Below are 14,376 nucleotides of genomic sequence, written 5' to 3' on the forward strand. Positions count from 1 at the left end.
AGCGTCTTGTTATAGGTAAGACGCTTAATTTGATTAATTGTTCAAATAGAATGGTCGACCGTATTTGATCGCATTGTCTGAGCCATCAAGTTCTTTCGCGGCGGTATCTGCACGTTGGTTGGTTGCAAAACCCTGAATACCGAAGTTAACACTGATGTTATTTTCGTATTTCGGTGATGAACCATCGCTACCGATCGCTTTTTCATCCCAGCCCAATAGTTGGTTTGAGTAGGTTAGACCGAAGTACCAACAATCTGATTGGTAGCGCAAGCTGGCTAGCCATTCCATATCAATATTTTCATTTAGGTCGTAGTAGTACTGACCGCTTGCAGACCAGCTCGGGTTGAACTCGTATGCCGCTACGATACCCGCTTGTGAAATGCCTTTACGAGTGATCGTATCTAGGTTTTCGACAATGATCGTATCTTCGATGTACTCACGCGTTACGTAGCGGTAGTTACCTTGAATAAAACCGCCGTTAAATTGGTATTCCAAGGTGCTGTTTGCCAGTTGCATTGAGCTCAAGTCGATGTCGTACTGGAGACCACCGTGGTAGAACAGGTAATCGTTGTAGTTGAAATCGGTTTCAATTGCCCATGATGAATAGTTTGACGTTTCATCGGGCATGCTTGGGTTATTGCTGAGCTTAGTCTTCTTGTCGAAGTAGTAGATCTGACCAAACGAAACGTTCAGACGTTCTTTGTAATCATCATCGAAGAAGCGAGTACTTGCACCGTAGCTTAACTGGTTTGCAGAAGCGATCTTGTCGATACCACTGTATTTACGGCTGCGGAATAGACCGTAGTAGTCGGTTTGCAGCAAGGTGGTGTCGTAGTTGTAGATGTTGCTCTGGTCTTCATCCGGCACATACAAGTATTGCAACTGTGGCTCAAGTGTTTGGGTATAACCTTCAATCCAACTTGTATCACGCTCAAGGTACATACGCGCATGGGTACGGAATTCTGGAATGACACGTGACACGTTTTCATCCAGTGTATTACGTAGGTCTGGATCAGTCAGTCCTTCTAAGTCTTGCGAGTAGTATGTCGACAAGACGCGAGCTTCTGTAGTCCAAGTTGCCCAAGAGTTCGATAGAGGAATAGTAATGCCTGGCTCGACGTGAACACGGGTTGCATCTGGCTTCGCAGTATCATCGGTATCGAAGCGGCTAAGTTGGCTCTTCACATCGAAGTTTACGTAGCTACCCCACAGTGGCGTGTAGTAGTTCAACTCAAGTTCAGGCAGAAGACGGTATGGTTGGTTGTCTTCTTCTAGCAGGATTTGGAAGTCACGGACTCGTAATGATGCATCCCAGAAGTTTGAGCGGTATTTCACTTCACCTTCTTGGAGTAACTGGCCATCTTCACGGTTACCAATGTCAGAATCTAGATCTCGGAAGTAGTTGATATCACTCACTTTAGAGTAATCAAGGCTGACTACCCATTGCTTGTTGATAATACCATCGTGTTTAAATTGGTAACCCCAGCGCGACTCGTCATCGTATTTTTTGTCGCTGCCCATGTATTCGCCTTTGATCTCACCGTCACCCCAACCATCGGTTAGGTAGCGGAAATCAGTATCCAGCTTATTACCACGCTTTTGCATGTACATAGGTGTAATCGTCATGTCGTACTGTGGCGCGATATTCCAGTAAAATGGAAGCTCGACCTCCATACCATCACTCGAGCCATACGACATAGACGGGAATAGGAAACCCGTTTTACGTGTGTCGCCAATTGGCATGGTCATATACGGTACGTAGAAAACTGGCACATCCAATATTTCGAAACGTGGGTGGTGCAGGGTTGCTGTCTCTTCGTCTTGGTCGACATCGATGCCCGATGCAACTAATCGCCAAGCGTTATCACCCTGAGGACAAGAGGTAATCGAACCATCTTCTAGCTCATACACTGACTGACCAGTACGTGCGATGTATGCCGCTGTACCTCGACCTTGTTGGCAAAGGAACTGATAATCGGTGTTTTCGAGTGAGAAGGTATCTTGGTTGATGTCGTTGGTCACACGGTCAGAGCGTGCTTTCACTTTACCATCGTTGAAGGTCACGTTACCTTCGGCCACAACCACGTTGTCTTGCTGGTGAAGTGTTACGCTATCCGCGGTGATTTTCTTCGGGCCTTGCGTTACTTCAACGTTGCCAGAGTACTGAGCTTTGTCGCCATTGATGGCTTGTAAGCGATCTGCTTGTACGACGACTTCAGAGTTAAGCGCGTCCTCCTCACCACTTGTTTCGACCAAACATTGATCTGTGGTGGGCATTTCCTGCACACTATCATTGATATTCGCTTCAGCTTGAGTGGTAGGTACAAACAAGGCGGTGCTGATAGAGGCCGCTAAACATGTGCGGGAGAAATGTTGCATTGAATTGAACTTTCCTGTGTCACTGCTACTCGATGGCTATAGGGCTTGTTGTACCCTCGCGTTATAGCCAAATGAATCAACTATAGTTTGCAATTATCCCAGAGCATGGATTCGCTGTGGCATAATGCCGATATAAAATAGCTGCAAAGATAGCCAGGCTAAATAGCCTGATCTGAAAAAAACTAATTCCATTATCATAAAGGAAATCGTTGCGTCCGGCACTATAAGACCGCCGTCGTCGATAAAAATTCATTGATAGAGAACACATAATGCATATTTTTGGCAAAATTTTGGGTGCCTTTTTTGGCTTGTTACTCGGTGGCCCATTCGGTTTATTGTTTGGCCTATTTATCGGTCACCAATTCGATAAAGCGCGCCGTTTAAGCCAAGCTGGATTTTCTACAGGTGGTTTCGGTAAAGGGCCTAGCCAAGCTCAGCGCCAAGAAGAATTTTTTAAAGCTGCATTCGCAGTAATGGGACACGTGGCAAAAGCCAAAGGTCAAGTCACCAAAGAAGAGATCCAATTGGCTTCGACTATGATGGATCGTATGAATCTCCATGGAGAGCAACGACGTGCTGCACAAGATGCTTTTCGTGAAGGTAAAGAGAGCGATTTCCCACTAGAGGATGTGTTGGTTCGTGTGAAGATCTCTTCGGCAGGGCGCTTTGACCTGCTGCAATTCTTCCTAGAACTGCAAATCTCGGCAGCCTTTGCTGATGGCTCGATTCATCCGAGTGAACGTAATGTCCTGCATAAAATTGCCCGTGGCTTGGGTTTCTCTTCAGAGCAATTAGAGCGTCGCCTGCACATGCAAGAAGCGGCGTTCCGTTTCCAAAGCCAAGGTGGTTTCCATGGTCAGCAACAAGGACAATACCAATCCGCTGGCTGGCAACAAGCTTCGCAAGCGGATCAGTTGGCGGACGCTTATAAAATTCTGGATGTGTCTTCAGATGCAGACGGCAAAACGGTCAAACGTGCTTACCGTAAATTGATGAATGAGCATCACCCAGATAAGTTGATGGCAAAAGGCTTACCACCAGAGATGATGAACGTCGCGAAAGAAAAGTCGCAAGAGATTCAAAACGCTTACGATCTGATTAAGAAAGTCAAAGGCTTTAAGTAGCCGGAAGTTTTCTATCAAGTATTGGATTTAAAAAAGGGCACAGGGTGCCCTTTTTTCATATCTTAGTCTTTGAGTTGCCGGTAGCTTTAGCTTTTGGCCTGTCATGATCCTAACGCTAATTGACCTCAAATATCCCCAGTTTAGTTGGCTTGATTCAAGTCCCAATCGTATTCGTATTTCACGTTGCCTGAGAAGTTTTTGTATTGCGGGGCATATTGAGCAATGTGGTTGAATACTTGCTTCTTACCGCCAAAATCTTCGGCAAACCAATCATAAATAGAAGACAGCTGTGCCTTGTTACCTTGGATGGATACGCCTTTACTGCTGTTGATAAATGTTTTTGCAGCGCTTTCGAGTAAGGCTTGAGTGTTGTCGGCAGTGAATGCTTGAGTCTGTAAATTTGGGCAACCTAAGCTGGCACAGTTCACCGCGTAATGGGTTCTTGGATCATTCCAGATTGGACGCAAAATTCGATGCTCAATATCGTTTAAAGTCAAGTTCTTCCCATTTATCTCGACTACATCATCTCCCCAAGGGCCAAAGCTAAATAAGCCACCCAGTTTGGTTATCGATTTGACGGGATAGTTATCCAAAATCAGATCGACCGTGATGGCGTTGTAAAGGTTCACCCAATAGGCGTATTGCTCTGCTTGGTTGTATTGCAGAGGGTCGAGTTTTGCCAAGCGTTGGATGTATTGTTTCAGCTTAGTTTTATCGGCCGAGGTCACTTGGCTGTAACGAAACAAGGTATTCTCGCCTTGTTCAACCAAATAAGCATCGAGCAATTGCTGCCAATCTTGATGAGAGATTTGACTTTGATTAGCCTGATTCGATTGTTTCCAATACGGCCATAAGTCGGATTTAGGTGCGGCAAATGTCGAGAAAGAAACCAGAGCACACAATAGCAATAACAGACGCTTCATAGAGAGACCTTTGGGTTAAACCTTGTTGATAGTGTAGACCTGTCTACGATGGGATTTCTTTCCTTACACAATGAATATAAAGAAAAAAGGTTGGCCAATGCCAACCTTGTATTTGTTTCAATTACGATTTGAATTAGCTCAAGAAACTCGGGATATTCGCCTCGTACTCGGCAATCTTGTCTTCGTGTTGAAGGGTAAGACCGATATTGTCTAAACCGTTTAGCAGGCAGTGACGACGGAACGAATCGATTTCAAAACCATATTCTTTGCCGTTGGCGCGAACCACATTCGCTTCTAGGTCCACTTCTACTTCTGCGCCTTCATTCGCCTCAACAAACTGGAAGATTTCATCCACTTCTTGCTCAGTCAAACGAACTGGCACCATTTGGTTGTTGATCGAGTTACCGTAAAAAATATCGGCAAAGCTTGGTGCGATCATCGCTTTGATGCCGTAATCCGCCAGTGCCCACGGTGCGTGCTCACGAGAAGAACCACAACCGAAGTTTTCACGCGCTAGCAAGATAGAAGCACCTTGGTAGCGAGGTGCGTTCATCACGAACTCTGGGTTCGGTTGTTCGCCAGCATCGTCTAGGAAGCGCCAGTCATGAAATAGGTGCTTACCAAACCCTAGGCGAGAGACCTTTTGCAGGAACTGCTTTGGAATGATGGCATCAGTATCTACGTTCGCTGCATCTAGAGGAACAACTAAGCCTGTGTGTTGTTTAAAGCCTGACATTTGTTTGCTCCTTAGTCTAGTTCACGAATATCTACAAAGTGACCAGCAATTGCTGCCGCCGCTGCCATCGCAGGGCTCACTAGGTGGGTACGGCCATCACGACCTTGGCGGCCTTCAAAGTTACGGTTTGAAGTAGACGCACAACGTTCATGTGGACCCAAACGGTCGTTGTTCATTGCTAGACACATTGAACAACCAGGTAGGCGCCACTCAAAGCCCGCTTCTTTAAAGATAACGTCCAAGCCTTCCGCTTCCGCTTGCGCTTTTACTTGCTCAGAGCCAGGAACGATGAGCGCTTGAACGTGAGACGCGACTTTGCGACCTTTCGCTACTTCAGCGGCTGCGCGCATGTCTTCGATACGTGAGTTAGTACAAGAACCAACGAAGACTTTATCGACGTTGTAATCAGATAATGATTTGCCCGCTTCTAGACCCATGTAAGCCAATGCTTTTTCTGCCGATGCTTTTTCTACTGGGTCGGCAAAGCTTTCTGGTGCTGGGATCGGCTGGTCTACTGCGATCACTTGGCCTGGGTTAGTACCCCAAGTGACTTGTGGTTTAATGTCTGCTGCGTTTAGTGTTACAACTGCATCAAACTGAGCATCATCGTCAGTTTTTAACGTCTTCCAGTATTCTACTGCTGCATCAAAGTCCGCACCTTGAGGTGAGAATTTACGGCCTTTAATGTATTCGAATGTGGTTTCATCTGGCGCAATCAACCCCGCTTTCGCACCTAGCTCAATCGCCATGTTACATACGGTCATACGGCCTTCCATTGAAAGGTCGGTGATCGCTTCACCGCAGAATTCAACTACGTAGCCTGTACCGCCAGCAGCTGTGGTTTCACCGATGATCGCTAGCACGATATCTTTCGCCGTGATGCCCGGAGCCACTTTGCCTTTCACTTCGATCTTCATAGTTTTAGCGCGCGCTTGTTTTAGCGTTTGAGTTGCTAATACGTGCTCAACTTCTGATGTACCAATACCAAATGCTAGCGAGCCGAATGCACCGTGTGTAGCTGTGTGCGAGTCACCACAAACAATGGTCATGCCCGGTAGGGTAATACCAAGCTCTGGGCCCATAACGTGGACAATACCTTGGTATTTATGGTTGATGTCGTAAAGCGTAACGCCAAATTCTTCACAGTTTTTCGATAGCGTTTCCATCTGGATACGAGCCATCTCACCCGATGCGTTGATGTCTTTGGTGGTTGTGGAGACGTTGTGGTCCATGGTGGCAAAAGTTTTGCTGACCTGACGCACTTTACGACCTTTTTCACGCAAGCCGTCAAATGCCTGCGGAGACGTCACTTCATGTACCAAGTGACGGTCGATGTACAAGATTGGGTTTTCCCCTTCTGCTGCGACGGCAACGTGTGCGTCGTAGACTTTTTCGTATAGTGTTTTGCCCATTGTTTGCTATCTCGTGTATAGCTCCCGACAACGGCTCATCAGGAGCAAATAATTATTATTAAGTCGTGCTGTATTAAGAGTTTAAGATGTACTCAGCGATCTTATCGCCCATCTCAGACGTCGAAAGTGCTGGGTTGTCACCGGCAAGGTCACCCGTTAGCTCACCTGCAGATAGTGCTTTTGAAACGGCCGTTTCGATGTCTTGTGCCGCCGTTTCTTCACCTAGGCTGTAACGTAGCATCAGTGCCGCAGATAGGATTTGCGCCACTGGGTTAGCGATGTTCTTACCTGCGATATCTGGTGCACTGCCGCCTGCTGGCTCGTACAGACCGAATTTGCTTTCGTTTAGGCTCGCTGATGGCAACATACCCATAGAGCCAGTGATCATCGCGCACTCATCAGAAATGATGTCGCCGAAGATGTTTGAGCATAGCATTACGTCGAACTGTGCTGGATCTTTGATAAGCTGCATGGTTGCGTTATCAATGTACATGTGTGACAGCTCAACATCTGGGTAGTCTTTTGCGATTTCTTCGACCACTTCACGCCATAGGATAGAGCTTTGTAGAACGTTCGCTTTGTCGATTGAGCACACTTTCTTGCGACGTAGACGAGCTGACTCAAAGGCAATTTTTGCGATGCGTTCAATCTCGTAGCGGTGGTACACCTCAGTGTCGAACGCTTTCTCTGTTGGCCCTTCACCTTCACGACCTTTTGGTTGGCCGAAGTAGATACCGCCTGTTAGTTCACGGACAACCACGATGTCAAAGCCGCGACCTGAGATGTCTGCGCGTAGTGGTGAGAAAGCTTCAAGACCTGAGTGAATTTGTGCTGGGCGTAGATTACAGAACAGTTGGAAGTGCTTGCGTAGTGGTAGTAGGGCACCGCGTTCAGGTTGGTCATTTGGTGGCAAGTGTTCCCACTTAGGACCGCCAACTGAGCCGAATAGGACTGCATCAGACTCTTCACACGCTTTTACTGTGCTTTCTGGAAGTGGGCAACCGTGATTATCAATCGCGATACCACCTACATCGTGCTCGTCACGCTCAAACGCAATGCCGTGTTTCTTTTCGATTGCATCCAACACTTTATGTGCTTGCGCCATTACTTCTGGGCCGATGCCGTCGCCTGGTAAAACGGCAATTTTGTATGATTTGTCTGTCATGTTAATCCTTTAAATTTTCTAAATTTTTTGAGTTTGTCTAAAACGAATTTGGTTGGAGCCTGCGCTGTGGGACTCAAGCTCCTTGAATTAATGATTAAACCGTCGCAATTCTCTTTTGCTTCATCTCTTCAATCTTATCGGCACGATGAATGCTGTTGATGACGTGCAATAGCGCTTGGCCAGATGCTTCTACAATGTCGGTAGAAACGCCAGTTCCGTGGTACTTGCGGCCTTTGTAGTTGGCGATGATATCTGCTTGGCCCAGACCGTCTTCACCTTCGCCTTTTGCGGTTAGGTCGAACTTGTCTAGGACGATCTCGTAACCTGTCACGCGGTAGATACATTGGTATAGCGCATCAACCGGACCATTACCGACGGCAGCTTCACACATTTCTTCATCGCCACATTGCATTTTGACGCTGGTGGTCGCCATTACGCTGCCAGATTGCACGCTTAGGTAGTTCAACTTGTAGAAATCGTCTTCTTCACGCAAGTTCGAGAAGTGCATTAGTGCTTCTAGATCGTAGTCGAACACCTGACCTTTGCGGTCAGCAAGCTTCAAGAAGTCCTCGTACAACGCATCTAGGTTGTACTCTTCTTCTTTGTAGCCCATTGCGTCCATGTGACTCTTAACCGCAGCGCGGCCGCTGCGACTGGTTAGGTTCAATGCTTGGTTCTTAAGGCCAATCGACTCAGGCGTCATGATCTCGTAAGTGTTCTTGTTCTTTAGCATGCCATCTTGGTGAATACCTGAAGAGTGGCTGAACGCGTTAGCACCAACGATAGCTTTGTTGCTCTGGATTGGCATGTTACAAAGCTGGCTGACCAACTTGCTGGTACGGTGGATTTCGTCGTGTTTTAGACCCGTATGCACACCCATGAACTCTTGGCGCGTTTTTAGGATCATCGCGATTTCTTCAAGAGAACAGTTACCCGCACGCTCACCGATGCCGTTGATAGTCCCTTCTACCTGACGAGCACCTGCTTGCACGGCTGCGATAGAGTTGGCAACAGACATACCCAAGTCATCGTGACAGTGAACAGAGATGATTGCCTTGTCGATGTTTGGTACGCGGTTGAATAGGGTCTCAATGATGCCGCCAAATTCACTTGGTACTGTGTAGCCAACGGTATCTGGGATATTGATGGTGCTTGCGCCAGCATCGATAGCCGCTTCAACCATACGACATAGGTTGTCGATAGGGGTGCGACCAGCATCTTCACAAGAAAACTCAACGTCATCGGTGTAGTTACGTGCGTGTTTTACGGCTTTCACGCCCATTTCTACAACATCGTCGTAGCTGCGGCGCAGTTTGTCTTGAACGTGAACAGTCGAAGTCGAGATGAAAGTGTGGATTCGGAATGCGTCTGCGACTTTTAGCGCTTCAGCGGCAGCATCGATGTCTTTCGCAACGGCACGCGAAAGGGCACAAACTCGGCTGTTTTTAATGTGTTTTGCGATGGTTTGTACGGACTCGAAATCACCCGGAGAAGAAACAGGAAAACCCGCTTCGATAACATCAACGCCTAGCCTTTCCAGCGCATAGGCAATCTGCAGTTTTTCTTTAACCGTCAAGCTTGCTGACAACGCTTGTTCGCCATCACGCAATGTGGTGTCGAATATAATGACCTGATCGTTCATGTTTGCTTCCTTCATGATTTCTGCACTTTTCGTGCAATTTAATCGTTTACTTCCGGTATTTAGATATAAAAAAACCCGCATTTGCATGCGGGTTTTTTAGAAATTGGTGTGGTTATTTTTCTTCCACAGCCTACCCGCGCGAATTGGTCACGATAAGGAGGAGGCTAAGCAGGATAGAAAAACGTGCTGACATAGTTGTTAAGCATTCCACAAAATTAAGTTAACAAATTAGTACCGCACTCAATGGAGCACGTCAACCCTAAAGTCGATTTTTTATTCATATCGGATGAGTGGATTTCTGTTAATGACTTTCTTAGGCGGTTCAGGTGTTGGTCAGTATTCGCAGCATGAATCGTTTTTATTTCGTTCAGAGGGTGAGGATCGTGAGTCTCACAATAGCTTTTAATATAGACGGTTATTGCTCTTTAATACCAAGTGTAACTATATGTTTTGCCAAGTTATAGTTGCCCTATGTTTCTCAATTGTTTTCGATTGAGATCTTATTATTAGTTGGGTGAATGGCTTTCAGCTAGTAAAGAGAGATTTAAAATGGAGGGCAAATTAATCAAGGATGGTGAGTTATGTTCTATAAATCCCGAGTTGCATTGGCGATCAGCAGTACTTTGGTTCTATCTGCCTGTGGTGGTGACGATTCTAATCCGCCGCCAGTTACCGACAATGTGTTAACCGTTAAGGTGATTGATGGTTACATTCAAAATGCGAAAGTGTGGTTGGAGAGAAAAGACAGCGTTAACTACATTTTGGAAGATGGGGAAGTGAGTGGTACCACCGATGAAACTGGCGCGGTGTCTCTGGATCTCACTCAAATTGATGACATTAATAACTATCAGCTCATTACCTATGCTGAAGCGGGTGTGGCGATCGATTTAGATCATGGAAAACCCCTTGCTCACGATCTACTTATGACCGCCTATCAAGGTAAGGTTGTGACGCCTTTAACGACGTTGATTGAAGCCAAAGTGCGCACTAAGGCTGGCGAAACGGATGCTTACCAACAAGCGGTGAGTGAAGTAGCGAAAGCACTTGGGGTGAGTGAAAGCGTGGTAGTTGCTGACTATATTGCAACTCAAACTGAAGAGGCAAAGAAAGTACAAAAAAGTGCGGTCTCTCTAGTCGCTTCTGGCGCGATGCCTGATTCTGTTCAAGAGCTTGAACAAGCCCAAAACATTATCGCAGATTCTGAGCAAGTGAACCTTTTGGTTGAGAATGCTGCTGATGATCATATCGTCATTAAAGATCCTGAAACGAATGAGTTGACGCTAGTTTCCACTCATGACAGTGATGGCGATCTTATTATTGATGCGCTTGATGCCTTTCCTAATGATGATACTGAATGGTACGACAGTGACGGTGATCAGGTAGGGGATAACCAAGATCTTTTCCCTCTCGACCCAAGTGAGAGCAAGGACACAGATAAAGACACCGTTGGTGATAATGCTGATGCTTTCCCTAACGATCCCTCAGAAACAAAAGACAGCGATAAAGATGGTGTCGGAGATAACAGTGATGTCTTCCCGACTGATGCATCGGAATCGGAAGACAGTGATAAGGATGGCATTGGTGACAACAGCGATGCATTTCCAAATGATCCATTAGAGTCTAAAGACAGCGATAAAGACGGCGTTGGCGACAATAGCGATGTTTTCCCAAGTGATGCATCAGAGTCAAAAGACAGTGATAAAGACGGTGTTGGCGACAATAGCGATGTTTTCCCAACTGATGCATCAGAATCAAAAGACAGCGATAAAGATGGCATTGGCAACAATAGTGATGCCTTCCCAAATGATGCATCTGAATCTAAAGACAGCGACAAAGATGGTGTCGGCGACAATAGTGATGTCTTCCCAACTGATGCATCAGAATCTAAAGATAGCGATAAAGATGGCGTCGGCGACAACAGCGATGCGTTCCCAAGTGATGCTACAGAGTCTAAAGACAGCGATAAAGATGGTGTCGGTGACAACAGCGATGCGTTCCCAAGTGATGCCACAGAGTCTAAAGACAGTGATAAAGATGGCGTCGGCGACAACAGCGATGCCTTCCCAAATGATGCGTCAGAATCTAAAGACAGTGATAAAGATGGTGTAGGCGATAATGCTGATGCCTTGCCAAACGACCCGACGGAAACGCTTGATACCGATGGGGATGGTATTGGTAACAATGCAGACAATGATGATGATGGAGACGGTTACTTAGATAACGAAGACAATCAGCCTCTCGAGGCTCTAAATGTACCCAACACTCTAGCGCAGTGTATTGCCTCTTTACCGGAAGGTCAGTTTGCCACAGTTCCGGTCGATGAAACGAGAGACAGTAAGCTTTATTCCATTACGCGTGAAATGAACAATGGCGACACCCAACAGTTTTCTCAAACAGAAATCTTACTTGGCCAGCAATCAGGGTTACCTAATGGATTGCTATCGGATCGAACCTTCCATGTTACCCAAGTGACGCCTGATTTTGGTGGTGCTGTCAGTGAATGGGATCCGATTGCAGAGTTAGAGTATACCGATGCGGTAAGTGGTATGTATTACGGCTTCCATGATACCTACTATCGCTGGTGGGGTTTTGTCCCTACGATTCAGCAAGATCACGACGTGGCACTCAATACCCCACTTGTTGTTGATTACACTCGTATCCATAAATGGAACACCAATGCCGAGTCTCCAACCTTTAATCAAAACGCCACCACGTTGTTCTACCAAGGAAAAGATATTTTAAATGTGGATGGTACTCTCGTTGAAGTGTGTGTTTCAGGGCATGAGGGCAACTATGCCTTTGTAGACAATGATGGTAGCAACGAGCCTGCACCAGTATATATTTCAGAGACAACGACAAACTACACCGCTAGCCAAAATCTGGTAGTGAAAAGTGAACGTTCATATATGGAGTATGCAGACGAGGAAAAAGTGACACCTGTTTGGGGCTGGAGCAACTACGTCAAGCAGCTAGAAGGCTTCACAATCAATAATCAAGCTTATGGTAAAGACCCAATGCTCTCTAGAGTTCCTGAAGGTGAGTTTGTGACATTCGAGCAGTGTTTAGCATCGCTAGAAGGAGGGGAGTATGTTGCTCAAACCGGTGATGTTAACTCCTACAGAATGACCCGTTCGCGTTTCAATGAGTTTAGTGAGTATGTGGAACAGGAAGCGAACTATGAGTGGCACCTGTTAGCGAATGAAAATTACCAGTGGCACGATATGAGCGTTCGTTTAGAGCAATTGTTTGCGACGCTACTAGATGGCTCACCATGGTTCACTGAGCATTATCATATTGCGCAGAATGGGGATTGGCTGGGTATTGAGGGCTATGAACCAAACAGCGATGTTGATATCAAGTGGGGTTCTAGAACAACCGAAACCTTAGGCTGGAGTGAGAATGCTTACTATCGAATTCCTAATGTGACTTACAGTCAGTTTTCTATCCACGATCCCTCCACTCAGTACGGCAGTGACGTCGATGGCGATCAGTTGGTGGATTGGCGCTCTGGTAAGGTGATGTACAGCCAAACCTACGCAGGTAAGAAAACGATCAATTACGATGTGGACGGACAGCAGTATCAAGCTGAGGTATGCCAGCAGTTTAGCTACAGTACATCGGAATACTTCGATGAATCAGGCACAAAACTAGACGATATGACCGAGTGGCAACGACAGGTCGATAGCTACGATAGTAAGGGTATTGTGCAGAGAGAGCGAAGCAACAATACTTGGTCAACCGAGGTTTGGAACCGAACTTCAACCAATCACTAACGAGTCGGAAAGCGGTTACTTTGGTAGCCGCTTTTTTTGATCTCATTGGCTTGTTAAATGCTACCAAAGCCGTGGGGCTGGTGTCTTAATGATGAGAAGAGCGCTGGAGAGGACGGTTTTATACCGCATGCTTTGCGAGCTATCACACAAAGGGATCAATTGGTTGGTATCTTTCTATCAGAGCGTTTTATAGTAGAGCGGTTGCATTTGTAGAGTTTTAGCACAAACAGGTTAGGGATTAATGAATTTGGCAAAACAATTTGGACGTTCTGCTCTGGCTTTAGCGGTGATCTCTTTGTCTGGTTGCCAGTTGTTACAGTTTGGAGCACCGACACAAACGACTTCTTCTGTGATGAAAGATGACCATGCAAAAAGTGTTATGGCGATCAATCATCAGATGGATCAGTATTTGAGTGAAGATGGTCGAGAGTCGTTTTTGAACCAGATGCTGGTGGCATTGGAATCAGATAACCGTGATAAGTTTAAAGGCAAAGATCCCGACACTTACACCTGGTGGAAGATTCGCGTTCAGCCAAATCAATGGAAAGAGGCTGAAGTGAGTCGCCCGGTTGTCGAGGGGGTGGATACCTCTAGTACACTTGAATTTATGGATGTGTCCTATCGTTCTAAAACCACACTCAACTTACGCGCTAAACCGAGCTTACAAGGAGAGAAGTTGGGAGAGTTAAGTAAAGGGGAAGTGTTTAATGCCTTAGCGAAAGTGGAAGGTGAACCTTGGCTCTTGGTTGAACAAAAAGGCATGATCCGCGGTTATGTACACAAAGACTATGCGCGCAGCAACGTCGTAAATCGCGATATTCTTTCCATCAAGCCGAACCCTTTGCTAAGTAGTGAGGCTCCATCGGCAGAGAAATCCAAAGATAATGAGTTGTTCGGTAGCTACACTTGCCGTGACCTGAGCTACGAGTTGACCAAAGATGGTCACATTACGAAGGGCGCGTTGAGAGCTTGTCGAAAGCAACGCAAAGTCTGGTATATCGATGTGCCAGTGGCGAATGCCAACCCGTCCTAACGACAAATCATAGATAACACCCTAAGGTGAAAAGTTCGGTCGATAATTCAGTTATCGCCGAGCTTTTCAATAAAGCTATTTTGTCCCCTTTTTCTTCTCTTCTCCCTATGCTTGGTCGTTGTCATTAATTGTCCAAGTTCCCGTCATGTAGTTGTCACTTTCAACGCCTACTTTTCATACAAAGTCGTT

At 46.2% G+C, this 14,376-nt stretch carries 9 protein-coding genes; 3 read left to right on the plus strand and 6 right to left on the minus strand.

Annotation, left to right across the window (positions count from 1 at the left end; genetic code table 11):
- Positions 1-33 precede the first annotated feature (33 nt).
- Positions 34-2,379 carry an LPS assembly protein LptD gene (lptD, locus tag KHO06_RS01785; RefSeq protein ID WP_045402412.1) on the minus strand — a complete coding sequence of 782 codons (2,346 nt, stop codon included), beginning with the start codon at positions 2,377-2,379 and terminating at the stop codon, positions 34-36.
- Positions 2,380-2,648: 269 nt separating this feature from the next.
- Here lptD and djlA point away from each other — a divergent pair, with 269 nt between their 5' ends.
- Positions 2,649-3,503 carry a co-chaperone DjlA gene (djlA, locus tag KHO06_RS01790; RefSeq protein WP_005430459.1) on the plus strand — a complete coding sequence of 285 codons (855 nt, stop codon included), beginning with the start codon at positions 2,649-2,651 and terminating at the stop codon, positions 3,501-3,503.
- A gap of 140 nt (positions 3,504-3,643) precedes the next feature.
- Here djlA and KHO06_RS01795 read toward each other — a convergent pair whose 3' ends face one another.
- From KHO06_RS01795 to leuA, 5 genes are all read right to left on the minus strand, one after another.
- Entirely contained in the window at positions 3,644-4,426 is a 783-nt protein-coding gene (locus KHO06_RS01795; RefSeq protein ID WP_212582015.1) for a DUF547 domain-containing protein, read from the minus strand.
- 133 nt (positions 4,427-4,559) lie between these two features.
- Positions 4,560-5,162: a 3-isopropylmalate dehydratase small subunit gene (gene leuD, locus KHO06_RS01800; protein ID WP_005430484.1), complete on the minus strand. Its 603-nt coding sequence runs from the start codon at positions 5,160-5,162 to the stop codon at positions 4,560-4,562.
- An 11-nt stretch (positions 5,163-5,173) separates the two neighbouring features.
- Entirely contained in the window at positions 5,174-6,574 is a 1,401-nt protein-coding gene (gene leuC / locus KHO06_RS01805) for a 3-isopropylmalate dehydratase large subunit (protein ID WP_039841408.1), read from the minus strand.
- Positions 6,575-6,647: 73 nt separating this feature from the next.
- Positions 6,648-7,739 (minus strand): 3-isopropylmalate dehydrogenase, encoded by a 1,092-nt coding sequence (leuB, locus tag KHO06_RS01810; RefSeq protein ID WP_005430431.1) that lies wholly within the window; start codon positions 7,737-7,739, stop codon positions 6,648-6,650.
- Positions 7,740-7,833: 94 nt separating this feature from the next.
- Positions 7,834-9,381, minus strand: a complete 1,548-nt coding sequence (gene leuA / locus KHO06_RS01815; RefSeq protein ID WP_010445640.1) for a 2-isopropylmalate synthase — start codon at positions 9,379-9,381, stop codon at positions 7,834-7,836.
- A gap of 581 nt (positions 9,382-9,962) precedes the next feature.
- Here leuA and KHO06_RS01820 point away from each other — a divergent pair.
- Entirely contained in the window at positions 9,963-13,154 is a 3,192-nt protein-coding gene (locus KHO06_RS01820; protein WP_212582016.1) for a thrombospondin type 3 repeat-containing protein, read from the plus strand.
- Between the two features lie 241 nt (positions 13,155-13,395).
- Complete coding sequence (locus tag KHO06_RS01825; protein ID WP_045419906.1) at positions 13,396-14,187, plus strand: SH3 domain-containing protein; 792 nt, start codon at positions 13,396-13,398, stop codon at positions 14,185-14,187.
- The last annotated feature ends 189 nt before the right edge of the window (positions 14,188-14,376 follow it).

Source organism: Vibrio sp. B1FIG11 (genome assembly GCF_905175335.1).
Taxonomy (GTDB): Bacteria; Pseudomonadota; Gammaproteobacteria; order Enterobacterales; family Vibrionaceae; genus Vibrio; species Vibrio campbellii.